The organism is Candidatus Dadabacteria bacterium, from assembly GCA_009840385.1.
Classification (GTDB): Bacteria; Desulfobacterota_D; UBA1144; order Nemesobacterales; family Nemesobacteraceae; genus Nemesobacter; species Nemesobacter australis.
Map to the genome: position 1 here is coordinate 1 of VXNX01000005.1, position 23728 is coordinate 23728.

Annotated in this window: 25 protein-coding genes; 15 read left to right on the forward strand and 10 right to left on the reverse strand. The window is 50.8% G+C overall.

Annotated features, from left to right (window positions below):
• The first annotated feature begins 1325 nt into the window (after positions 1 to 1325).
• The 3 genes from acs to tmk all read left to right on the forward strand — a co-directional run bounded on the left by acs (position 1326) and on the right by tmk (position 4799).
• Entirely contained in the window at positions 1326 to 3275 is a 1950-nt protein-coding gene (gene acs, locus F4X55_01420; protein MYC39669.1) for an acetate--CoA ligase, read from the forward strand.
• Positions 3276 to 3420: 145 nt separating this feature from the next.
• The gene (locus F4X55_01425) at positions 3421 to 4176 is read left to right on the forward strand and encodes an rRNA pseudouridine synthase (GenBank protein ID MYC39670.1); all 756 of its coding nucleotides are present in this window, start codon (positions 3421 to 3423) and stop codon (positions 4174 to 4176) included.
• Positions 4173 to 4799 (forward strand): dTMP kinase, encoded by a 627-nt coding sequence (gene tmk / locus F4X55_01430; protein ID MYC39671.1) that lies wholly within the window; start codon positions 4173 to 4175, stop codon positions 4797 to 4799. Before F4X55_01425 ends, tmk begins: the two co-directional genes overlap by 4 nt.
• Here the strand turns inward: tmk and F4X55_01435 are convergent.
• Both F4X55_01435 and F4X55_01440 read right to left on the reverse strand, forming a co-directional pair.
• Entirely contained in the window at positions 4790 to 5275 is a 486-nt protein-coding gene (locus tag F4X55_01435) for a hypothetical protein (GenBank protein MYC39672.1), read from the reverse strand. The two genes, tmk and F4X55_01435, sit on opposite strands and share 10 nt — an antisense overlap.
• A gap of 28 nt (positions 5276 to 5303) precedes the next feature.
• On the reverse strand, positions 5304 to 5579 hold the full coding sequence (locus tag F4X55_01440) for a hypothetical protein (GenBank protein MYC39673.1): 276 nt from the start codon (positions 5577 to 5579) through the stop codon (positions 5304 to 5306).
• A 183-nt stretch (positions 5580 to 5762) separates the two neighbouring features.
• Here F4X55_01440 and F4X55_01445 point away from each other — a divergent pair, with 183 nt between their 5' ends.
• The 6 genes from F4X55_01445 (at position 5763) to F4X55_01470 (ending at position 11606) form a co-directional block, all read left to right on the forward strand.
• Positions 5763 to 6605, forward strand: coding sequence for a sulfurtransferase (locus tag F4X55_01445; protein MYC39674.1), 843 nt, complete (start codon positions 5763 to 5765; stop codon positions 6603 to 6605).
• A gap of 78 nt (positions 6606 to 6683) precedes the next feature.
• Entirely contained in the window at positions 6684 to 7109 is a 426-nt protein-coding gene (locus tag F4X55_01450) for a SufE family protein (protein MYC39675.1), read from the forward strand.
• The gene (locus F4X55_01455) at positions 7106 to 7495 is read left to right on the forward strand and encodes an iron-sulfur cluster assembly scaffold protein (GenBank protein ID MYC39676.1); all 390 of its coding nucleotides are present in this window, start codon (positions 7106 to 7108) and stop codon (positions 7493 to 7495) included. Before F4X55_01450 ends, F4X55_01455 begins: the two co-directional genes overlap by 4 nt.
• A gap of 52 nt (positions 7496 to 7547) precedes the next feature.
• The gene (locus F4X55_01460) at positions 7548 to 8882 is read left to right on the forward strand and encodes a hypothetical protein (GenBank protein ID MYC39677.1); all 1335 of its coding nucleotides are present in this window, start codon (positions 7548 to 7550) and stop codon (positions 8880 to 8882) included.
• Positions 8883 to 8937: 55 nt separating this feature from the next.
• On the forward strand, positions 8938 to 10212 hold the full coding sequence (locus F4X55_01465; GenBank protein ID MYC39678.1) for an NAD(P)/FAD-dependent oxidoreductase: 1275 nt from the start codon (positions 8938 to 8940) through the stop codon (positions 10210 to 10212).
• The gene (locus tag F4X55_01470) at positions 10212 to 11606 is read left to right on the forward strand and encodes a 4Fe-4S binding protein (protein ID MYC39679.1); all 1395 of its coding nucleotides are present in this window, start codon (positions 10212 to 10214) and stop codon (positions 11604 to 11606) included. The genes F4X55_01465 and F4X55_01470 overlap by 1 nt, the downstream gene beginning before the upstream one ends.
• A 20-nt stretch (positions 11607 to 11626) precedes the next feature.
• On the opposite strand, the gene F4X55_01475 is transcribed toward F4X55_01470, so the two are convergent.
• The 5 genes from F4X55_01475 to F4X55_01495 form a co-directional block, all read right to left on the reverse strand.
• Entirely contained in the window at positions 11627 to 12082 is a 456-nt protein-coding gene (locus F4X55_01475) for a hypothetical protein (protein ID MYC39680.1), read from the reverse strand.
• 88 nt (positions 12083 to 12170) lie between these two features.
• Entirely contained in the window at positions 12171 to 13727 is a 1557-nt protein-coding gene (gene rny / locus F4X55_01480; protein ID MYC39681.1) for a ribonuclease Y, read from the reverse strand.
• A gap of 1 nt (position 13728) precedes the next feature.
• Positions 13729 to 14538, reverse strand: a complete 810-nt coding sequence (locus F4X55_01485) for a 5-formyltetrahydrofolate cyclo-ligase (GenBank protein MYC39682.1) — start codon at positions 14536 to 14538, stop codon at positions 13729 to 13731.
• Positions 14366 to 14719: a cell division protein ZapA gene (locus tag F4X55_01490; protein ID MYC39683.1), complete on the reverse strand. Its 354-nt coding sequence runs from the start codon at positions 14717 to 14719 to the stop codon at positions 14366 to 14368. Before F4X55_01490 ends, F4X55_01485 begins: the two co-directional genes overlap by 173 nt.
• The gene (locus F4X55_01495) at positions 14716 to 14925 is read right to left on the reverse strand and encodes a hypothetical protein (GenBank protein ID MYC39684.1); all 210 of its coding nucleotides are present in this window, start codon (positions 14923 to 14925) and stop codon (positions 14716 to 14718) included. The genes F4X55_01490 and F4X55_01495 overlap by 4 nt, the downstream gene beginning before the upstream one ends.
• Before the next feature lie 153 nt (positions 14926 to 15078).
• Here F4X55_01495 and prfA point away from each other — a divergent pair, with 153 nt between their 5' ends.
• The 6 genes from prfA (at position 15079) to F4X55_01525 (ending at position 20588) form a co-directional block, all read left to right on the forward strand.
• Positions 15079 to 16137 carry a peptide chain release factor 1 gene (gene prfA, locus F4X55_01500; GenBank protein MYC39685.1) on the forward strand — a complete coding sequence of 353 codons (1059 nt, stop codon included), beginning with the start codon at positions 15079 to 15081 and terminating at the stop codon, positions 16135 to 16137.
• A gap of 51 nt (positions 16138 to 16188) precedes the next feature.
• Entirely contained in the window at positions 16189 to 16992 is an 804-nt protein-coding gene (locus F4X55_01505; GenBank protein MYC39686.1) for a hypothetical protein, read from the forward strand.
• 103 nt (positions 16993 to 17095) lie between these two features.
• Entirely contained in the window at positions 17096 to 17299 is a 204-nt protein-coding gene (locus F4X55_01510) for a dodecin domain-containing protein (GenBank protein MYC39687.1), read from the forward strand.
• A gap of 42 nt (positions 17300 to 17341) precedes the next feature.
• The gene (locus F4X55_01515; GenBank protein MYC39688.1) at positions 17342 to 18208 is read left to right on the forward strand and encodes a diaminopimelate epimerase; all 867 of its coding nucleotides are present in this window, start codon (positions 17342 to 17344) and stop codon (positions 18206 to 18208) included.
• 29 nt (positions 18209 to 18237) lie between these two features.
• Positions 18238 to 19494, forward strand: coding sequence for an amidohydrolase family protein (locus F4X55_01520; GenBank protein ID MYC39689.1), 1257 nt, complete (start codon positions 18238 to 18240; stop codon positions 19492 to 19494).
• A gap of 17 nt (positions 19495 to 19511) precedes the next feature.
• Positions 19512 to 20588 (forward strand): hypothetical protein, encoded by a 1077-nt coding sequence (locus F4X55_01525; GenBank protein ID MYC39690.1) that lies wholly within the window; start codon positions 19512 to 19514, stop codon positions 20586 to 20588.
• Positions 20589 to 20616: 28 nt separating this feature from the next.
• On the opposite strand, the gene F4X55_01530 is transcribed toward F4X55_01525, so the two are convergent.
• From F4X55_01530 to F4X55_01540, 3 genes are all read right to left on the reverse strand, one after another.
• Positions 20617 to 21879 carry an ABC transporter substrate-binding protein gene (locus F4X55_01530; GenBank protein ID MYC39691.1) on the reverse strand — a complete coding sequence of 421 codons (1263 nt, stop codon included), beginning with the start codon at positions 21877 to 21879 and terminating at the stop codon, positions 20617 to 20619.
• A gap of 160 nt (positions 21880 to 22039) precedes the next feature.
• Positions 22040 to 22873: an ABC transporter substrate-binding protein gene (locus F4X55_01535; GenBank protein MYC39692.1), complete on the reverse strand. Its 834-nt coding sequence runs from the start codon at positions 22871 to 22873 to the stop codon at positions 22040 to 22042.
• Positions 22855 to 23706: a menaquinone biosynthesis protein gene (locus F4X55_01540; protein MYC39693.1), complete on the reverse strand. Its 852-nt coding sequence runs from the start codon at positions 23704 to 23706 to the stop codon at positions 22855 to 22857. Before F4X55_01540 ends, F4X55_01535 begins: the two co-directional genes overlap by 19 nt.
• Between the last annotated feature and the right edge of the window lie 22 nt (positions 23707 to 23728).

A 23728-nucleotide genomic window follows, 5' to 3' on the forward strand; every position in this document is an offset into this window, starting at 1 on the left:
CTCCTCCTCCCCCCCCGCCCCCTCCGCCTCCGCCGGAAGAAGAGGTCTGCGTCGTTTCCGAGGTGACCGATGATAGGAGTCTCGGTAGATTCGTAGAGTGCGCGGCGGAGAGAATAGAGGGCTCCGGCACCTTTGAGGAGACCTTAAGCATCCTTGAAGAGTTCCGAGACAACGAGGGAGACTGGAATGACGGTTCCACGTATCTTGTTCTTCTCACCAAAAGAGGCGGGGTGTACTTTCACACCACTAAAAGGGAAGTGGAAGACCGGGACTGGTCCGGGGTTGTTTTCTGTGAAGGAAGAGTATCAGTGCTTGATACACAAGAAGGGTGCTTCATTGAGTACAATGGCGAGAGAAGCGGCTATGCGCATCCGTTTTCCGCTTCCTCTGTTCCCCTTGCGCACGGCGCTGAGGAATTTGTCCTGCTGGGTGGTTTTGATGAAACTCCCGCAGGGGAACCTTTCACGACGGGGCGGATTGCCAGACCGTCAACGGAAGCCGGGGATGTAGATACCGACGAAGAACTGAGGGAATTCGTTGGGGAGGGGGGAAGAGCTCTCATGGTAGCCATTATGGATCCTAGGATTGACCCCGCGCAGTTGCGAGGGGTTCTTCGGCGCGAGGGGCCGTGGAAAGAAGGAGACGTCCATATTTACATTATGGATGAGAGTGGAAGAGTGATATTCGACGGGGCTGACAGGAACAGGGAGCAGAGTCGGACGGATGAACCCGGAAAGCTATACGTCATAGACCGTATAGCGAATGCGGGTCAGGAGGCCGTCGGACATGTGGTGGGCGATTTCTGGATTTACGCCGTAAGGGTAGAGTCTCCTATGGATGAGGAGGGGAATAGCCACGTATACGTCGTGGGTTCCGGGTACCAAGTGGAGGAGCCGCCGGATGTGGAAGAGCCACAGAGCATGAGTGACGGCGGCGGTGGAGGCTGTGCCGTAGGAGGCAGCGGAAGCGACAGTGCGTTTGGCCTGTTCTTGGTGGTGTTGGCGTTGTTTTTTGCGGTCTCGTTTAAAAGACGTTCAGCGCAAGACAAGATGCATTGAGATGAGAGGACCCGTGCCCCAAATCGACCCTACCCCTAATTTGCTTTCCTTTCACGTTGTCCAAGGTACTGTTCTGGATTGCTGAAATCGAATAAGTAATCTGATTTATGTGGTGAATATTCGCCGCATAATGTATAATTACGCCTAAAAATCAGCGTCATGCGGATCTGTTTTCAGAGCTTCCCATGGGTTTCGCATCCGGCGGGGAGGGGGGCTTAAAAACTCCAAAAGATTCGTCAAGCAAGTTTTTAAGAAACCAGGAAAACCATGTCAAAACCCAAAGTTTTTCCACCCTCAGAATCTGTTACTGAAAGAGCCTTGGTCAACAGGGATGAATATAACTGGATGTATCGTCAGTCGGTTAGGGACCCGGAGAGGTTCTGGGAAGCCCACGGCAAGCGGATTGACTGGATCAGGCCCTATACGAAGGTAAAAGACGTAGACTACGGCCCGGGGGAAGTGTCGATCAGGTGGTTTTACGACGGAACCCTTAACGTGTCGGCGAACTGCGTTGACCGCCACGCGGAGAGAACCCCTGACAAAATCGCAATCATATGGGAAGGGGATGATCCCGCTGAAGACAAAAAGTTCACCTACAGGGAATTAAAAAGCGAAGTCTGCCGCATGGCGAACGTTCTTAAGTCTCTCGGTGTCCGCAAGGGCGACAGGGTGACCATATACATGCCGATGATACCCGAGGTTGCCTTCGCCATGCTTGCCTGCGTGCGTATCGGCGCCATTCATTCGGTCGTGTTCGGAGGCTTTTCACCGCACGCGCTTGCGGGGAGGATTTCCGATTGTTCTTCGGAGGTGGTCATTACTGCGGACGAGGGACTTCGCGGCGCTCGCAAGGTGCCCCTTAAGCTAAACACGGACAAGGCGCTAGAGGAAGAAGGCGTAGATGCAATTGTGAAAAAGGTTCTTGTAGTGCGCCGCACGGGAGCTGACATTCCATGGGACGGGGGCCGCGACGTCTGGTATCACGAGGCCTCCGCGGAAGTTTCCGATGACTGCGTGGTTGAGGAGATGGGGGCTGAGGATCCGCTTTTCATTCTCTACACTTCGGGTTCAACCGGAAAGCCCAAGGGGGTCTTGCACACAACCGGCGGCTATCTTGTCTACGCTTCAATGACTCACCAGTACGTGTTTGATTATCATGACGGAGAGGTCTACTGGTGCACGGCCGATGTCGGCTGGGTCACGGGACACAGCTATATCGTCTACGGACCGCTTGCAAACGGTGCCACCACGGTCATGTTCGAAGGAGTGCCGGGTTACCCGGACATCTCGCGCTTCTGGAGAGTCTGCGACAAGCATAACGTCAGTATTTTCTACACTGCTCCCACGGCTATCCGAGCGCTCATGCGCGAGGGCGACGGGCCGGTTAAGGAGACCTCGCGTGCCTCGCTTCGCATTCTCGGAACCGTTGGGGAACCGATCAATCCTGAGGCCTGGATGTGGTACTACGAAGTCGTCGGCGAGGGGCGCTGTCCGATAGTGGATACCTGGTGGCAGACTGAGACCGGGGGTGTCTTGATAACGCCGCTTCCCGGTGTGACAGATCTCAAGCCGGGTTCGGCCACGCTGCCGTTTTTCGGGGTTTCCCCGGAACTGGTTTCGGACGATGGCGAGATTTTAGAAGGCGCGGCGGAGGGAAATCTTTGCATAGCCGATTCATGGCCCGGGCAGATGCGCACGGTATACGGAGATCACGATCGCTTCGTCGAAACCTATTTCGTTGCCTATCCGGGCAAGTATTTTACCGGTGATGGCTGTCGTCGCGATGAAGACGGGTATCACTGGATTACGGGACGCGTCGATGACGTTATAAACGTATCGGGTCACCGTATGGGCACGGCCGAAGTGGAAAGTGCTTTGGTATCGCACGGGAGCGTCGCCGAGGCAGCAGTGGTGGGTTATCCTCACGAGATCAAGGGTCAGGGTATCTACGCCTATATCACCCTGAACTCCGATTCTGAGCCCTCAGAAGAACTTCGCGGCGAACTGGTTAAGTGGGTAAGAAAGGAAATAGGACCGATCGCCTCTCCCGATCTTATACAGTGGGCCCCCGGTCTTCCGAAAACCCGATCGGGCAAGATCATGCGCCGGATCCTGCGTCGCATCGCCGCAAACGAATACTCTGACCTCGGCGATACTTCAACGCTTGCCGACCCGTCGGTGGTTGATGACCTGATTGACAACCGAATGAACCGCTGAATCTTGTCAATTGCCCGATCTTCTGGTTTTAAGACTCGTAAGTGAGCGGAAGGTAACGAAAACTTTACAAATCCGGAGTTGCGTTCCATGATTGTAAACGGATATGGCAGGGCGAACGGTTGAAAACGAAATCTCGACATTTCATATGAGGCTTAACAAGTTTCTTTCCGAGTGCGGAATAACATCAAGAAGAAAAGCGGATAACCTTATAAAGGCGGGACGGATAACCGTAAACGGAGAGGTCGTTCGTGCTCTCGGTTCCGTGGTGGACGAGACTGCCGACACGGTGGCGCTTGACGGAAAACCCGTGCGCAAGGAGAGGAAAAGATACGTAATGCTTAACAAGCCCCCTTTTTACCTTACCTCCCTTAAGTCAATGGAAGACGGAAAGAAGACGATAACGTCCTTTCTGGGAGGCATAGAGCAGAGGGTATATCCCGTCGGCCGGCTTGACTACGACTCCGAGGGACTTCTGATTCTCACAAATGACGGGGAGCTTGCCAACAGGATACATCACCCCAGGTACAAGGTGGTAAAAACCTATCTGGCCGAGGTTTCGGGAGAGATGCTGGATGACCTTGAAGCGGTGCTCGGGGAAGGGGTGGAGATCGAAGAACGCTTTACGAAGCCGGATTCAGTGAGCGTTCTTCAAGTGTCCGCAGGGCGCGCGCGGGCAAGCATTTCCTTTCACGAGGGGAGAAAGCATCTGGTGAAAAAGTACTTCGAGGCCTTCGGACTTCGGGTTACGAGACTTAAGAGGATTTCGTGCGGCAACGTGCGTCTCGGCGAGCTTGGGAAGGGGAAGTGGCGCGATCTTAACCCTGGAGAATTGAGAAGCCTCCAGAAGATAACGGGACTTTTGCCGCGCAGTGAAAGGAAAACAGCGGGAGGGGCCGCATGAGCAGATTTATCACATTTGAGGGGATAGACGGAAGCGGCAAGTCAACCCAGGCTAAGCTCCTTGCTGATTACCTCTCTGGCAAGGGAGAGGAGGTGTTTTTCACCAAAGAACCGGGCGAGGGGAAGCTCGGCCAAGCGATCAGAAACGAGATTCTCGACCGAAGGGACATCGATATTGAGCCCTACGCCGAGCTTTGTCTCTTCTGCGCGGACAGGGCCCAGCACGTAAGGGAGCTTATAGTGCCGAAGCTCAAAGACGGCTGCACGGTCATCTGCGACCGCTACTACGATTCGACACTGGCCTATCAAGGCTTTGGAAGAGGGCTTGATCCCCACTTGGTTTCCCTCATGGCCATGGCCTCGAGCTTGGGGGTTGAACCCGATATTACGTTTTTTCTCTCGATACCGGTTGAGCAGGCGCTTTTAAGGCTCAAAGACCGCGAAAAAGAGAGAAACAAGATGGACGAGGAACCGCTTGAGTTCCACAGCCGGGTGGACAGGGGCTACAGAGTACTGATTGAAAAAAGCATCCCAAGAATCAAGGTAATAGAAGCTTCCGGTTCTCCAGAGGAGACTCACATGAAGATAAGGGCTTTTTTAAGTGAATCCGCTGCTCAGACGTAATTTTTTGTGCTCTCGACAAGCTGCTCCACTCTCGGATACATATAGATATGCAGGACGGTTCCTATCACGGAGAAAGGAATCGCATCCATGGGATTTTTGCTTAAAAACGAGAGCACAAATCCAAGCAGCACCACACTTTCGTTTATTCCCCAGGGAACCACATGCGGGAGCAGAAGACGGTTAGAAAGCTCCTCAAGCCTTTTCTCCTGTTCCTGGCCCTCTGTGGCGAGAAATTTCTTTCTAAGCGATTTGTCCGATAGGGAAAATCTGTATATGAGGAGGGAAACTATCCCGAGGGCCGCTCCTCCCAAAAGAAAGGCGTTTTTCACGTTTTCCCTGACACCCGGTGCCTCAGGCGAGCTGAAAAGGAAAACCACCGCTGTATAGGCGAACATGGCGAGCAGCAGGGCGAACCAGACTATTTTCAGGGCGCTTTGGTTCTTTGCGACGGATGGGGTGCGATTTTTCCTGTCCATGTCTCTGGATGGGAGCGGAACTGTGTGCTCAGGACGTGATCTTGGCGAAAATCACACTCAGGATTACAAGCGCGACCAGAATTCCCATCATGTAAAAAGGCACGCTTGGGTTATATCCCTTCTCTATGTTGGGAACCCTCTTCTGGGACCAGATTATGGGAGCCGCTTGGTTTTCATCTGCGGTTTCAACACTCTCGCTGGCTCCATCCGCGGCTTCGGCGCTTCCATCCGGTGCTTCTGTTTCCTGTGCAGGTGCTTCCTGCTCCGCCGTTTCTTCTGTTTTTTGCTCTTCTGGTTCTGACATTTTGGGGCTTCCTGGAACTGCGCGTACGGAGAAATTATCACGCAACCCGCCCCGAAAATCAAGTGTTCTGCCGGGTTGCGATGTTCCTTGGGAGCTTTCTTGAAAACCCGTTCCTGTGCATTTATAGTTATCTAGATATTACAAAAGGTTGCGGAAAAGAGCGGCCGAACGGAGGTTTTAAAGATGGCGGATTACGCAAACCCCGATGTTCTCGTGAGCACGGACTGGGTAGAGGAGCATATTGACGACCCCGATATCGTTATAGTGGAATCGGATGAGGACATACTGCTTTACGAAATAGGACACATAAGGAATTCGGTGAAATTCGACTGGCAGACCGAGCTTCAGGATCAGCTTATAAGGGACTACGTGAGCAGGGAGAATTTCGAGGCACTGCTTTCCGAAAAAGGCATTTCCAATGATCACGCGGTGGTTTTCTACGGTGACAGGAGTAACTGGTGGGCGTGTTACGCTTTCTGGACTTTTAAGGTTTTAGGGCACGAAAAATGTTTGATAATGGACGGCGGCAGGCAGAAATGGGTTGATGAGGGAAGAGATCTGGTAAAAGAAGTTCCCGAGAGAGCGAAAACAGATTACAAAGTGTCGGCAGTCGATGAGTCAATAAGGGCTTTTCGCGATGATGTACTGGAGCACATGGGCTCCGACAAGCCGCTAGTTGACGTCCGTTCCCCCAAAGAGTATTCGGGAGAACTTCTTCACATGGAAGCCTATCCCCAGGAAGGGGCGCTTCGCGGGGGACATATTCCGGGCGCGGTGAACGTTCCTTGGGCCACAGCCGCGAACGAGGACGGAACTTTCCGCTCGGCCGATGAGCTTGTCGAGATATACGAAAAAGGGCAGGGCCTCAGCAAGGACCAGGATGTGATTGCCTACTGCAGGATAGGGGAGCGTTCTTCTCACACTTGGTTTGTCCTCACTTATCTTCTCGGATTCGAAAACGTTAAGAATTACGACGGCTCGTGGACCGAGTGGGGAAACCTTGTAAGGGCTCCTATAGAGAGATAAGGGGAGAAGGATTTTTTGAGGGAGTAAAAGGGATGTGGTCTTACGGGTCCGCATCCTTTTTTTTGAAGTCGCGGGAAAATGGCCAGCGTAGAAGAGATAATCAGGGAATTTCAAGGGGCGGACCGTCAGGAAATGATAGAGCTCCTGATAGATTATTCGGAAGACCTTCCTGAGATTCCAAGGAGATTCGCCGAACGCGTGGACAGAGACCTTCATCAGGTACACGAATGCGAAACCCCGGTTTTTATCTGGGTTGAGATGGAAGATGGCAAGGTGAATATATTTGCTGACGTCCCGGAGCCGTTTCCAACCGTGAGGGGGCTTGTATCGATTCTTGTAAGCGCTTTTGACGGACTCAGCCCGGAGGAGATCGAATCCGCGCCGGTGGACTTCATTTCCCAACTCGGAATAGCCCAGAAGCTCGGGATAAGAAGAGTCAGAGGCCTTAGCGCGGTTTACGCGAGGATAAAAAGCGAGGTAAGACGGCACGGAACGGTCACATGATTGAAGAAGACAGAATGAAGATGATCATGGATCATTATGAAAATCCGAGGAATTTCGGCCCGCTTGAGCACCCGACGGTGACGCTTAAGGGCGGCAATCCCAATTGCGGCGACAATATAAATATCTATATACGCACAGACGGCGGAAGCGTGATAGAGGATATAAGTTTTGACGGGGAAGGCTGTACGATAAGTCAGGCGGCGGCGTCTCTTCTCACGGAATTTGTAAAGGGAAAAACAGTCGGACAGGTAGGAGAACTTGATTCCGATTACCTCAGGGAACTTCTCGGCAAGGATATCATGGTGACCCGCCCCAAATGCAGTCGCCTTGCCCTTGAAACCCTTAAATCCTGGGTCAGGGATTTTGAGAGGGGAAAAACCGCCTGATTTTTGGTATACTTCACTTTATTACTCAATCAGATCCAAGGAGATTCAAACGATGAAAAACGGCAAACTCGACAAAACTATTCTGAGCGAGAGAATCGAGCAAGCGCTTAAGTACCCGCTTTTCGATTCCATATTCAACAGGCGCTCAAGGAGGTTCGGTCTCGGAATGGAGCTTAAGGACAGCACCCTTGAGTTCAAGTCAAATTACGACCCCGTACCTCTTAGCGAGATCGAAGAAGCACTTCTGGTGTGGGCCGGAACGGGGCTCACCGGGCTCTGTCTCGCCGACCTGCCGCCCGAGAACGGAATAGACCTTCTCTGCCAGTGGACGGGAAGAACCTGGCCTTCTGCGTGCAACAACCACGGAACGGAACTTTTTTTCACAAACGACGAAGGTCTCTATCACGTGGACGTGAAGAACATGCTTCCAAAGGAGCATGAGCTTGACCTGTTTTTCCAGATGTCCAGGGAGGAGAAAACCGCGAGGATTCTTGAGCTTTACAGGGAAAGTCTTAACAAGCTTGAAGACGGAAGGGCCGACATGCCCGACAAGATGCCGGGGCTCTTTGAGTTTAACCAGTGGAATGCCAACAAGCCTGGCTCCTCGCTTTTTGTTCCCGTAACGGACGTGACCGAGGAGTACCTGAATCTTCTTACCCTTTACTGCGCTCACAGCTACGGATTCACGATTATCGACGATCTTACCGGAAAACCCGCGGGTGTTGAGAAGTGGGTGAAAAAAGGCAGGCTCAAGGGTGAAATCAAGCTCTCCCTGTTTGATCTTGAGGTAAGAATTCTTACGGGGCTTAACGTGGAGCAGGCGTTTATTACGCAGAACATGGCCCTCGCCCTCCAGCCTCTGGGACTTGCGGGATGGGCGTTTACGGGCTTTATACCGAGGTTTGCGATGGGAGCCGCTCCGAACCTTTTCAGGGGACTTGGATTCCGGTTCATCCAGCCGAAAAAGGGCACGATCGATCCCCCTACCACAGTTCCCGTAGGAAAGGACGGGGTTTTTGAAGCCTACTGTCCGCCTTACTATGAGAACATGGACGATGCAATCGATCACTTCCTGGCCCACAAGTGGAAAGCCTGGGAATCAGACAAGCCTTTTCCTTACACCGAACCCGACCGGCATCTTATGAAGGCCCCGAGACCAACGGAGACCACCATGCAGATCGTAAGGGATGTAGCGAACTACATTTACGACACTTACGGCAGATTTCCCGCGTTTGTGGATCCCATGTACATGAGGCTTGTTTTCCAGGCAATGCACATAGACCTGGATTTCTATGACCAGTACTACCCGAAGGGTTCTTACTCGGACAGGCATCTGCAGGCCTTTCTTGAGAACCACCCGGACCAGAGAGAGCGATTCGAAAAGTAGTATCTGCTGTATGCGGGGAGCTTGACTCGGTTTGCTGTAAGGAAGGAAACCAGCCATGCGCGTAGCTATTATAGGAAATGGGGTGACCGGGGTTGCAGCCGCCTTGAGTATACGCAGGCACCAGCCCGACTGGGAAATCGTAATGATTTCGGGGGAATCTTCATTTCACTACTCCCGCCCGGCGCTCATGTACATATTCATGGGCCACATGAGCTACAAGGATACCAAGCCCTACGAGGACAGTTTCTGGCAAAAAAACCGCATTGATCTGCTACGGGGCTGGGTTACTGAGATTGATACCGCCGGGAAAAAACTGATCATGCACGAAAAAGATCCCGTTTCGTTCGATAAGCTGCTTATCGCCACTGGGTCCAAGTCAAACAAATTCGGGTGGCCCGGTCAGGATCTCGGTGGTGTCCAGGGTTTATACAGCCTGATAGATCTAAGGCTTCTTTACGAGAACGTGAAGGGTGCCCGAAGCGCCGTCATAGTCGGGGGAGGGCTGATCGGAATCGAACTTGCGGAGATGCTCCACTCGCGCAATATTCACGTCACCTTTCTGGTAAGAGAGGAGTCCTACTGGACAAACGTCCTTCCGATTGAGGAATCGCGGATGATAAACCGTGTGATCACCGAACAGGGAATAGACCTCAGACTCACCACTGAGCTCAAGGAGATAGTCGGGAACGATTCGGGAAGAGTGCGGGGAGTTATAACCAACAAAGAGGAATTCATAGAAGCTCAGATAGTCGGACTCACCGCGGGGGTGAGTCCCAACATCGCCCTTGCCAAGACAAGCGGCATAAAGACAGGAAGGGGGATTCTGGTCGACTGGAGTTTCAGAACCGATATCCCGGACGTGTTCGCTGCCGGGGACTGTGCCGAGATAATTACCGAAGGAGAGGGAAGGAACCTTATTCAGCAGGTCTGGTACACGGGCAAGAGCCAGGGAAAGGTGGCCGGAGAAGTCATGGCCGGCCAGCAGAGCGTGTATGACCCTGGGATATGGTATAACTCGGCCAAGTTCTTCGATCTTGAGTACCAGACTTACGGTATGGTGAAAAACGTTCCCGTTGAAGAGGAAAGCAATTTTTACTGGGAGCATCCCGATCACAGCCGTTCGATAAGAATAGTTACGAGAGACGGCGCTGTCTGCGGCATAAACGTCATGGGCCTTCGCTACAGCCACAGGGTTTGTGAGAGTTGGGTAGCGGAGGGAAGGTCCCTTGACTACGTGCTCGATCATCTCGGGGATGCCAATTTCGACCCCGAGTTCTACGAAAAGTGCGAGGCGGAAATAATAAGGGAAATAAGGAAGCAGGCCGCCTGATGGAACAGCATACGATAAGCTACGATTTTGACGAGGAAACTCTGGGTTTTGAGGAACCGGAGAAGGCTCCGGCCAAGCCGCTTGGAACCGGAGAAAAGCTTTCTCTCGCTGTCCTAGGATTCGGAATACTGATGTTTGCGCTTCAGGCCATGGGCATGCCTCCGGGCGGCACCTGGGCCGGATTTCTTCTGGTACTTCTTCCCGTCTTCTTCGGTACGGCGTTCTACTTCTACCTTGATTTCAAGGACACAGTTCCGGGTATCAAGCACGACAACATCTACTTCAGGGGACTGACCAACAAGGGGGTTCTCGGCTGGCTTGTCGGAATTGTGTTCACCGGTTTCTACATAGCTCTTTACTGGTTTCCCGAATATTTGGCGGGAGGAATAAAGATCGTAAACCCGCTCTCGGTTGCCCTCTCCGGTTCTCCGGCTAACAACTGGTTTTTCTACGGTTTTCTCTACACCCTAGCCGTCTTTGTTTTCGGAGTGAGAATGTTCATGAAATACAGGAATAACCGCTACCAGAAGATAAGAACGGCCTCGGTTATGTTCTTCCAGCTTGGGTTCGCTTTTCTTATTCCCAACATACTTATGCTGTTTAACCAGCCCGAGTTCTACCTTAGCTACTTCTGGCCGCTTAAACCCGAATACCTGTTCCCGGGCACTTTAAGCTATTTTGTGAATCATCCCGGGGGACTTGGAATGTTCCTTATTTTCTGGGGAGCCGTAATGACCTTCATTGCCACTCCGCTTCTTACCTACTATTTCGGCAAGAGGTGGTACTGTTCCTGGGTGTGCGGATGCGGGGGGCTTGCGGAAACCATGGGGGATCCGTTTAGACAGCTTTCTGACAAATCGAAGAAGGCGTGGCGAATAGAGCGCTGGCTCGTTCATTCCGTACTGGTGTTCATCGTCGTTACTACGGTTCTTCTCTGGGTTAACTCCGCAACCTCGGGAGCGGTGTTCGGAGAAGCGTCGATGTCCCTTAAGAAGTGGTACGGGTTCTACATCGGTGCTATTTTCTCTGGGGTTATAGGCGTGGGTTTCTACCCCATAATGGGAAGCAGGGTGTGGTGCCGGTTCGGTTGTCCCATGGCGGCCGTTCTCGGGATTTTCCAGAGGTATCTGTCTAGGTTCAGGATTACCACAAACGGTGACCAGTGCATGTCATGCGGGAACTGCTCCACTTACTGCGAGATGGGAATAGACGTCAGGGCTTACGCCCAGAAGGGCGAAAACATAGTGAGAGCGTCATGTGTTGGATGCGGGGTATGCTCGGCTGTGTGTCCCAGAGGAGTGCTCAAGCTTGAGGATGGGGGAACTTTCAAGGACAGGTTCTCAGGAGCGGACAGGCCACTTGGGGCGCTTATCGATTCCCTGAAACATGTCTAGTTTTGGCGCCACCGTGACTCTCAGATGTTGAGGAACTCAACGGATTCCAGGCTTTCTTTTTTTCCGCGGTCAACCCTTTCGACTATGTTGCCGCTTTCTATATCGAAGATGAAACAGGATATTCCGGAAAGTATCTCCATGTTAAACTCCATGAAATTGTTTACGTATATTTTGGAGTCTTCGATGATTTCCTTGAGATCGGCTTTTTCCGGTTTTCTTACTAAAATGAAATATGCGCACAGAAAGTCGGGAAGATCGGCATTGTGCGCGAACACCGATTTTGAATCGTATTTCAGGATTACGTTATTGTTGAAATAGCGCTGGTATCCCGCAATGAGCGGCTGGTTCAGATGAGACAGGGCGTAAACGATCGCGCAGGCGATTCTGCTCTGGTTCTCAATCATGAAATCAAGCGCTTCCTTGTTGAACCGCTCGAGTGTTTTTTCCGGTTTTTCCTTGTCTCGTGGTTCTCGCATTTCTTCCTCCTTCAGCAGTTCTCCCTTTCCGGTCTGTTTTTAAGTGCCGGTGTAATATACCACAAAGATCCCACGTTTGGCGTGTTTTCTATGAAGCGTATGCGGTAGCCCTGCTTTCCCTTATGACCATGATTTTTATCTGTCCCGGATAAACAACCTCATTTTCTATTTTCTTGGCTATTTCATGCGAGAGAATCGCTCCTTCCTCATCGCTTACCTGATCGCTTTCCACTATCACCCTTACCTCTCTTCCCGCTTGGATCGCATAGCACCTCTCAACGCCTGGGAAGGAACTCGCGACGCCTTCTATGCTCTCGATTCTTTTCACGTAGTTCTCATACGTTTCCCTCCTAGCGCCGGGACGTGCGGCGGAAATAGCGTCCGCTGCCTGAACCAAAAGCGGGAGAACTCCCTGAGGCTGTGGATCATGTGTTTTTTCAAGCGCGTCTATGATCTCCGGGGGCTCGCCGTATTTCTTGACGATATTCGTCCCTATGTCCACGTGAGAGCCTTCAATCTCATGATCAACCGCTTTTCCTATGTCGTGGAGAAGGCCGGCTCTTTTAGCGAGCTTTTCGCTGTAGCCGATTTCGGAGGCGAGCATTCCGCAGATAAACCCTACTTCAATCGAGTGATTGAGTATGTTCTGCGAGTAGCTTGTTCTGTATTTAAGCATCCCGAGCTTGCTTATCAGTTCCGGATGCATGCCGCTTATGCCGAGATCGAAAAGCGCTTTTTCCCCTTCTTTCTGTATCTCCTTTTCTATTTCCTTTTCAACCTCGCTTACCACTTCTTCGATTCTCGCCGGATGTATCCTTCCGTCCGCTATCAGCCGCTCAAGGGAAATTTTCGCCACTTCCCGCCTTATGGGGTTAAAGCACGAGATCACGACTGTCTCTGGCGTATCATCAATAATGATGTCCACTCCTGTGCGAAGCTCTATGGAGCGGATGTTCCGTCCTTCGCGCCCGATGATTCTTCCCTTTACATCGTCGCTTGGAAGATTCACTACCGACACTGTTTTCTCGCTCGTGTATCTGCCGGAATACCTCTGAATGGCAAGAGATATTATATCCTTCGCCTTCTGCTCAGCGGTTGAGTTGCAGTCTTCTTCTATCTGCTTGAGTTTTTTAGCCGCCTCATGTCTTGCCTCATCCTCTACCAGACTTACGAGTTCGGCTTTTGCCGCTTCGCGGGTCAGGCCTGATATTTCCTCTATCTTGCCCTTTATCTCTTCGATGTTCTCATCAAGGATCCTTTGCTTTTCTTCGGCGGCGAGGTTTTTGCTCTCGAACTCCGCCTGCATTTTTTCAAGTTCCGATTGTTTTCTATCAATCTCCTCGTATTTTTTGTTAAGATCCTCTTCCCTTGCTTTTAGTTTTTTTTCAGTGGAGGAAAATTCCTTGCGTTTCTCACTCGACATTCTCTGCATCTGGGAATTTTTGTCCTTAACGAGTTTCTTCGCCCTGTTTTCCGCCCTGTTTCTTATCTCTTCTGCTCTTTTCTCGGCTCCTTCAATTATGATCTGGGCCTGATCACGGCTTTTGCGGACCCTGTTTTTCTCCATGATCATCCTGTAGATGAAATGGGCTGCGAATCCGAGTCCGAAGAGCAGTAGAAGCAGTAGTATTGATTGTGCTTGCATTTCAGTCTCCTTTTTCTCCCAGACAGTTAATGGCTTCGTCCTCCGTGATTATGCGGCCCGCCTTCGCATCGGTTTCGTGCGAAGGAACGCTTTTTAGCACCTGGAACCGGTAAGCCAGCCCAAAGCGGGCCCGCCTGGGGATATCTTTTAAAAACCTGTCGTAAAAACCTTTTCCGTACCCGATTCTGTTTCCGGAAAGATCAAATACCACTCCAGGCACCAGCACGAGGTCAAGTTCGTTGCTGCGTGCGGGCTCGGCATCCTCCGGGGGCTCGGGAATTGCGAAAGCCCCGGGAGTAAGTTCCTTGACATTTTTCGTTCTGAGAAAAACGAGATCGGAACCTCGGGTCTTCGGAAAAAAAACCTTTTTTTCAAGATCTATGCATTTTTTGAATATCTCAAGGGTGTCTACTTCGCCGTTTACGGGGAAATAAAGAGCTACGCTCGACGCGTCAATGAAAGCTTTTTCGGAAAGAAGAACCTTGAGAATCAGGCTTGATTTTTCTTGGGAAACAGATGGGGAGAGATCTCTTCTTTTCTTAAGAAGATCTCTTCTCAGCTTGTTCTTTTCCTCAAGGATTGGGTTTCCCGGGCTGGTTTGCCGGGAACCGTTTGCGGATGTGGAGCCGGAGTCGGTCTCAGAAGTTGCTTCCTCTTGATCTGAAAGGGTCTTCGGAACTTTCTTCAACAAGGAGGGGTTCTTCGCTTTCGCTGTTTCCGGGTGATTCGAGCAGTCCGACGAGTTCTTCTGTTTTTCTTTCCGCGGTTCTCTTGAATTCATCAAATTCCCTCTGTAATGCGAAGAAATCATCGACGATCTCGAGAGAAGCCAGAAAAACGGGAGGAGAGACGGTTACTGTTGGGCCGCCTTCAGCCGCTTGGGTAATTTTTTGTTCAAGATAATTCACAATTTCCATAACGTAATCTTTTTCGGCATCCGTAACAACGGAGTATTCCTTACCAAAGAAAACTACTTTTATCCTGTCTTTCATACCGACTCTTCGCCAAGATGCTGCTCGATTATCCGTATCATGTTGTCAACGCGTGTTCCAAGGCGCTCCTTTTCGGCTTCAAGCGAAGCGACATTTTCTCTTAGCACCTTAATTTCTTCAAGCAATCTGTTGTGTTCTTCAGCCGTCTTGGCGTTTTTGTCTACGTACTCTCTGATTTTTCTCTCAAGAATCTCCAATGATTCCATATTGAATATGAATTGTATCTCCGTGGTGGGATTATTGCAAGAATTATCCAGAAAACGCATTTACACGGGCCCCCGGAGAGGATTTTTTTACGTTTTAAACACTTTTTGTCTATAATTTCTGCCATGCAGATAAATCCTGTTGAAGACGAGAGGCTGTTTGAAAAACTAGAGGAGCTTGAGCGCAAGTTCGTTGAACTTGAGAGGGCGCTCGGCGACCCTGACATCTCCGCCCAGCAGAGAATCAAGTGCTCGAAAGAGCGTGCGGAGCTTGAGGATGTGGTTTCCGTTTACGGGCGACTTAAGGAAGTTGCCGAGGCGATAGAGGAAAACCGCAAGCTGCTTGATGACAGTGAGCTTGCGTCTCTTGCCCGCGAGGAGGTCGATGAGCTTTCGGAGGAGAAAAACGAGCTTGAGCAGAGACTCAGAAAGCTTCTTCTGCCCAAGGACCCCAATCTTGGGAAAAATGTTTTTCTCGAGATTAGGGCCGGGGCCGGGGGGGAAGAGGCGGCGCTTTTCGCGGCCGACCTTCTCAGGATGTACTCAAGGTACTGTGAGAACCACCGCTGGAAGGTCGAGACCATAACCTTGAACGAGACCGGGATCGGGGGAATAAAGGAACTTGTGGTGAAGATCGAAGGTCGGGAGGTTTACGCCAAGCTCAGATATGAAAGCGGGGTCCACAGGGTTCAGCGGATACCCTCGACCGAGGCTGGAGGGAGAATACATACCTCAACGGCGACCGTTGCCGTGCTGCCGGAGGCCGACGAGGTTGACGTGGAAGTGGACGAGAGGGAGCTCAAAGTAGATACCTTCAGGTCTTCCGGTCCGGGGGGTCAGCACGTCAACAAAACGGATTCCGCGATAAGGATAACCCACATTCCCACGGGAATCGTTGTTCAGTGCCAGGATGACCGCTCGCAGCAGAAAAACAGAGTTCATGCCATGAGCATGCTCCGTGCGAAACTTTACGAAATAGAGGAGCGCAAGCGCGCAAGTGAAATTTCGCAGACCAGGAAAACCCAGGTCGGAAGCGGCGACAGAAGCGAGAAGATAAGGACCTACAACTTTCCTCAGGGAAGGATAACCGACCACAGAATAGGTCTCACTCTCCATAAGATCGAGGGGGTGCTGGGAGGGGAACTGGATCCTCTGCTCGAACCGCTCGCGGCGCATTTTCAGGCAGAAAGTCTGAAAAATCTCTCGGATGGCTGAAGGCTTTTCCTGGCTTGTATTTGCCGGCTTGGGCAATACAATATACCTTCAATGAATCTCATATATCTGATTTCAGCCCTTTACCTGCTTTCTTCCCTTATCTACGGAACGTATCTCTGGTCGCAGAAAAGAAAAATCTCTCGGGCGGGGGTTTATTTCGCCGTTGCGGGAGTACTTGTTCACACCACACTGCTGGTTGTCTTCCTGATGCGCGGAGATATACTGGCCGGAAGCACTTCAAGGCCCCTCTTTATCTTTTCGTGGTTAATAACACTTGTCTTTTTAGTCTCACAGTTAAGATTCAAGACTCCAGTGCTCGGCGCGTTCGTGCTCCCGGTAGCTTTTCTCGGGACCTTGCCCTACGTGATTATTCCCGATGGGATGATTACCCAGGATCCGACGCTTGCCAATCCCTGGATACTGGCGCACATACTGTCCATTTTCCTCGGGGAGGCGTTTTTCGCGATATCGTTTCTAGCGGGTGCGATCTACATATTTCAGGAAAACCAACTCAAGTCGAAAAGAATCGGAACCCACCTGAAAAAACTTCCTTCCCTGATAACCCTTGACAGGATAAATCACCTGAGTCTCCTTCTTGGGTTTCCCCTTCTGACCGTGAGTCTAGTAATCGGTTTCATACTGGCAAGGGAGATATGGAGCGAGGGATGGACATGGGGTGCGAAGGAGACTTGGTCTACGGTTACGTGGCTTCTTTACGCTTTCTTGATAAACGGACGTCTTTCCCTTGGATGGAGAGGCAGGAGGGCGGCGCTTGGGGCGGTGGTCGGATTCTGCATCGTGGTGGCGACGTTCGTGGTGGGATATATCTTCCCCGGACAGCACAGATTCGATTGAAGCCGCTTGAAATTCCCCGCAGCACTGGTTTACAAAAATTCGGAAATAGCGTTATAATATATGCCCCGAATTACGGCAAAAAACTGTTTTAAGGAGGATTACTATGGCTGTAGCTAGAGTAACGGAAGTTATAGGATCATCCGAGAAGTCATGGGATGACGCTGTGCAGGAGGCTCTTGACAGAGCCAACAAGACGATAAGGGGTCTTACCGGAATCGAGGTAACAAAGATGAACGCCCGTATAGAGGACGGGCAGATTACCGAGTACCGCTCCCACGTCAGAATCACCTTTATTCTGGAGGATTAGTATCTTCTTCCGGAGTGTTTTCCCAAAACTGAAGACAACGTGATGAATTGTTTTGTAAAATCACATGGGTTGGGAAATGATTATATTGTCTTAGACAGCGCCGAAATAGATTTTGACCTCGGCAAAGCCGCAATAGAACTCATATGCCACAGAAACTACGGCATAGGTTCAGACGGCATACTGCTTCTGGTCCCCCCTACTAGGGGGGACTTCGGGCTAAGGATCCTGAACCCTGACGGAAGCGAGGCGGAAAAAAGCGGAAACGGGCTTAGAATTTTCGCCAAGTATCTCTACGAGAAAAAACACGCTTCGAGTAAAACTTTTTCCATAGATACACCCGGAGGCCTTGTTACGGCCGAAGTCGAGGAAGAAGATGGAAAAGTACACCACGTCACGGTAGAAATGGGCGGGGCGACTTTCAGGGCAGATGAGATACCGGTGGATATCGAAAAAGAGGAAGTGGTAGCGGAGCGTCTTGTGCTTGAGGAGGGGGAATTTGATTTTACGGCCGTTTCGGTGGGCAATCCCCACTGCGTTATTTTCTTTGACGAACTTAAGGAAGATCTCATAAGGGAACTCGGACCGGAGATAGAAAATCACCCTGTTTTCCCGAACAGAACAAACGTCCAGTTCGCTCAAGTGATCTCATCTGACAGCGTTCGTATTCTGATCTGGGAGAGAGGGGCCGGTTACACTCTTGCCTCCGGAAGCAGCTCGTGCGCGGTTGCCGCCGCATGTGTGAAATCGGGTCTTACGAACCGGAAGCTCAGAGTCTTGATGCCTGGAGGGCATCTTGACATAAATGTCGGGGAGGATTGGTCGATCACGATGCGCGGTGAAGTGGAAGAGGTTTTTTCAGGAATACTAAGCGACGATCTGCTTCACAGACTGAAAAATCCCTCGCCATAGACTTCTAGAGCAACCGATTCGTTTTTTTGATGGAAAAACTGCTTTTAACTGCTGACGTTGTAGTTCCGGTAAGTTCAGAACCGATTCGCAACGGGGCAGTCGTTGTGGACCAGGGACGTATAGTTGACGTCGGGACGTCGGGGGAAATGGAAACCGCCCATCCCGGCTTGCGGAAAATAAGGAAGCCGAATTCCATTATACTCCCCGGGTTCATAAACGCCCACACCCATCTTGAACTCAGTTGGACTAGGGGAAAGATCCGGGGTTTTGAAGATTTTACCGGATGGCTTGAGCGGTTAATAACTCTTAAGTCCGGCGGGATTGACGAGAGCCTAGTGGAAGATTCGATGAGGATGGGGGTTCGCGAGGTCATCGGGAGTGGAGTCACAACCGTCGGGGAAATATCCTCTTTGGATTTTGACGGGAGGCATATGCTTCAAAACTCGGGAATGAGAATCATCGCGTTTCTCGAGCTTTTTGACCGGGTTTCAAAGAGGCTTTCCTCGCTTGAATTTCGAAGCGAAGGTCTTTACGAGGAAAGACCTTTCCCTCATGCTCCCTATTCCTGCGGCCCGGAATTTCTCGATGCGGTTTTTGCTTGCGCCCGCGAAAACGCAGTTGCAGTAGGAATTCACCTGGGCGAGAGTCCCGATGAAGTCAGTTTTCTAAAGAACCTGCCCAACGAATTTGAGCGCAAGATCTTTCCGCTTATAAAAAAGAAAACCTTTAAAAGGCCCGGGGCCGAAACCCCGACGCGCTACATAGACGGATTCCTGCGTGGAGAAGACGTAAGACTCTCCGCCGTTCACATGGTCCAGGTAGCGGCCGAGGACATGGAAATAGTCCAAAGGGCCGATATAGGTGTGATTCTCTGTCCCAGAAGCAATGTTTTTCTTAACGTGGGAAAACCGAACCTGCGGCAGATGTGTGGTTATGAAAGAGTAGGGCTTGGGACTGACGGACTCTCGAGCAACTCGGATCTTGATTTCTTTAAGGAGATAAGGTTCCTGCATGACATTATGGTTGAGCAAGGAATACCGCAAAGTGCCCGCCAGGCGGTCTATTTCGCAACTCTCGGCGGAGCGAAGGCCCTTTTTATCGAAGAGAAGACGGGAAGTCTTGAGGTTGGAAAGAGTGCCGACATCATATGCGTTGACCATCAGGGAGAGACCCCTTCTCACCCGTATTCCTGCATAGTGTCTTCAAAACCGGAGAATCTTCAGTTCTCAATGGTGGGGGGAAATTTCATCTACCGCAAAGACTCCCGTGTTTGTCGAGAGCATTAGTTTTCCTGGTATCCCCGATGACCGAGTCAAAGCCCGAAAAACTTTTCGTCTATGGAACCTTGAGAAAGGGTGGGGCTAGGAGCGGTCACCTTGAGCGATGCAGGCTGCTTAAGATGATGAAAGTTCCAGGAACTCTCTACAGTACACCTTTTGGTTATCCGGCGGCCATGTTTGATGAGACATCCCCGCTTGCGGTTCATGGGGAGCTTTACGAGCTTCCGCCGGATTCCGAAGTCTTTATCAGGAGCGTGGATAGTCTTGAAGGTGTGGATGAAAAGCTGTTTTCAAGATCGGTCATCCGCTGCGGAGAAGAGTTTTTTTACGCCTATGAACCCGCTGTGGAACTCAGAAGGCAGATTAGGGATGCGGACATAATAAAAAGCGGCAACTGGTTTTTCTCTCCAGATTTCCGCGAAGCAGACCCTTTTTCTTTTGCCGTTAGTTTTGAGAACATACAGAAGCGGTATTACAGGATGAAGCCCGACGGCCGCGGCGAAGAGAATATTTTTCTTGAGGGTACAGTCCCCGTTTTGGTGACCTGTCCGCACTCAACCGCTCACACGAGGATGGGGAAACTAAAACGCCATGAATTCTACACCGCCGCTCTCGGGGCCGTGATGCATCTGGTTCTCGGTTGCCATTTTCTTTACGCGAACAGGGAACAGGAAACAGACCCGAATTACTACGACGACTGCGATTTTAAGACTACGCTTGGAAAAATCCTCTCCGAAACAGAAATAAATCTTGTCGTGGACATACACGGTACCGGAAACGAGAGGCCCGAGGACCTGTTTCCGGGCGTGGGGGCGGAGGGGGAGTTCCTTCTTTCGGCTCCCAATGTTCTTGATATGTTTTATCTGGCTGCCGAGGAATATGGAATCGCGGCCGGGGGAGTGGATATATTCCCCGCGGCAAGACAAATGACTGTGGCCAAGTTCGTTGCGAACCGGTTTTCGGTTCCTGCGATCCAGATCGAAATAAGCGACAGGCTAAGGATGCCGTGGCGGAGGGAAAAAGAGTTTCGCCACCTGATCGGATTTCTTCTGGGGTTTGTCGAAGGGGCGATCTTGAAGAAGACAGACCAAGGTGGATAGGGCGTGGTTTTCTGCAATCCGAAAAAAATCAGTTGTCCGCCTTGCACTCGCCTGCGGGATTTCCTTCCAAGTCAACGAGAGCAGGGTCAGGCCTTCCGCCCATGTCATCATAAGTGTGTACGTAGTAAAAACCCTTTGTTACGTCGCCGTTAGCGTCAAAATCAAGCTCGCCTGAAAAACCGTGATAATCAATATCATCGTTGTTACTGTCGCCGTCGGTGAGAAATCCGGCACATTCTGCATAAGTTCTGCATTTGGTCCCACCCCTGCTTACCCCTATGATTTCCCTGACATACACAGCAGGATCCGAAGATGCGCTTTTAATGGATGCAAGCTTCATCAGCGCAACAGCATCGTATATCTGCCTTGCATATCTCCCCGCTTCATCAAAAATTTCCTTCCTGTCTTCCAGTCTGCAGGGATCTGGACCCGCGATGGTGGTCACAAAACCTTCCATGTCCTCAAGCGAAAGTGCTTCGGGATCAAGGGCGACAACTATTTCGGCAAAACTCTCAATTGACAGTGAATCCGCCCCGTAGTATTTCACCTTTCCTTTCAGTTCCTTCCTCTTCAGCATACTGGCCATAAGGTTCGCTCCCCCTTCACGGAACAGCGCGAGAACCACGGAGTCCACAGGATTAACCTCGGCATTTACCGCACTGACCACGGCATTCACTGCCGCCTCGGGACCTTCCCCGTACTCAATCGGCTCAAGTGAGCTTACTCCCGCTTGTTTAAGGGATTCGACAAGACCGTCTTTAAGGTTTCTTCCGTAACTGTCGTCACGAAACAGTATGGCCGCGCGTTTTCCCCCGGCCTGCTTTATCAGTTTCGCAAGTATGGGTGCCTGGAATGCGTCCGATGGAATAGCTCTGAAGAAGTAACCGTCATCAGCGAAAGTGCTTATTTCAACCGAACTGGCCGAGGGTGATATCGCGACCATCTTCGCTCTGGCAAAATCATCCACAAGATTCACGGAATCGGCAGAAGTAGTCGGACCTATTATTCCGTCGACCCCGCTGTTTAGAACATCCCTCAGAGCATCAGAATCAAAAGAACGGTCAGTGTCGCGGCCAAAAACAAGTTCTATATCACCGCCCGCGGCATTGATATCTTCTACAGCCGAAACTACCGCCTGTCGTCTGCTGTCATAGCTGCCGTCAAAAATCCTCTCGGGGATAAGCACCCCTATGCAGAAAGAAGCGTCGGCACAGTCATTGCCTTGACAGCCTGAAAAAGCGAGAATGCAGACCAAGAGCAAAGCATACAGAACTGAACAGGGGTTTTTCATTTCAGTGTTCTAAAGAAACTTTCTCACTATTATGGTCCGCAAGAACGGATAGTTCAAGAGACGGGAAGAACACTTAGGAAGTGAATTAGATATTATTTTGGGGAACCAGAAGACTAAAAGAGGATTTTCGCCAGACCCTAGGTAACTTGGTGTAGTAAGATCAGTCGCGGAGGATATCAAGCCTTGGCTTTTCTGCTATGATTCCCTTCCTGTGGGCTTTTTTGAAAAGATACTCAAGGGCCCCGGTTCCGCTTTCCCCCAGATTTCTGGTCCATTCGTTTACGTACATTAGAACGAACTTTTCTCCCGTGTCCTCGCTCATTCCCCTCCCAAAGCGCATTGCGTAATCAAGAGCCTCTTTTTTGTTCGAAAGAGCATATTCTATGCTTTCTTTGTGTACCCGGAGGACTTCTGTGTCAAGTCCGCGGGGTATGTCCCTTCGAAGGACGTTTAGTCCAAGAGGCATCGGAAGATCGGTTTCCTCGGCCCACATCACTCCAAGATCGAGCAGGAGCTCAAAACCCATATCTTCGTAGGTAAGCTGCCCTTCATGTATCAGGAGACCTGCATCTACTTCTCCCTCAAGCACCTTCTCCATGATCTCATCAAAAGGCACTTCCACGGGGATGAAATCATCTGCGTAGAGACTCAAAAGAAGGTAAGCGGTCGTGAGTTTTCCAGGTACCGCGATAGTTTTTCCACTGAGGTCGGAAATCTTTTCTCTGGCTACTACTATGGGGCCGTAGCCTTTCCCCATGCTGGCTCCGCAGGAGAGGATACGGTAACGGTTCTGCACGCTCAGATATCCGTGGGCGGAGATTGCCGTGACTTCAAGTTGCGCTTCCGTGGCTCTTTTGTTAAGGGACTGTATGTCTTCAATTACATGTTCAAAGTCGATTTCTTCGGAAGTTACCTTTCCGCTTGCTATGGCGTAGAACATGAACGCGTCGTCCGCATCAGGACTGTGACCCAGTTTCATGATCCGTTTTTCCATTCTCGTCTCCTCGTGGGTTTCGTCTCTGAGGGGTCTGCGTAGAAGTCGATTTCGTTTTTCTTCTCTATTTCGCCAAGCTCAAAAAGAAGGTCTCTGTATTTGATGAGTCCGTCAATCTTGGAGTCATCAAGGTCGTATTTGATTCTTTCCTCAAGGTAAATCAGGCACTGCTCCCTGCTGAGCCCCAGTTTTCGAGATTCTATATCCACTATTTCCGAAATGAGTTTTTCTCCTTCTTCCCTGACCGAGAGAAGGCATCTGCAACCTTCACCGGTAGTATCGTCTCCCTTCTTGATCGCCATTACCGCGTATACGAAGGGAAGGGCTGTCTCCTTTGTCCAAATCTCTCCCAAATCGTACGCGAAAGCAGATTTGTCGGTGCAGAGATAACGTGCCTGGAGGCCCGCGTTGCCGATAAGCATCCCGGCGTCAACTCCCTTGAGGAAACCATTTCCGGGCTCTCTTTTTACGTACTCGGGTTTTAGACCGAAAAAAAGCTCAAGAACGATTCTCAGCAGGGCCGTTGAGCTTCTTGACCTGTTGTCGACCGATACGCTTTGTATTTCCGTTATCTTCTTGCGCGCCTTGAGTATGACGCTGTCAATTTTCCCGAAAGAAGATATTGAGAGGCCTGGGAGAATGGAGTAGTCGTCTGTTCTTAAAAATTCAACCGAAGGAATGGGCGCGACATCCACCACTCCTTCCGACAGGTTCCCGGAAAGAAGGAAAGGGTCAAAGTACATTATGTTGAAGTTGTGCTCCAAAACCCCTTTTTCCAAGGGATAAATGAGAGGCCTCATGTTAAGAAAAGGCGCTGCTCCGAGATTTATCAAAGGACGGTCCCCCTTTTTCTGT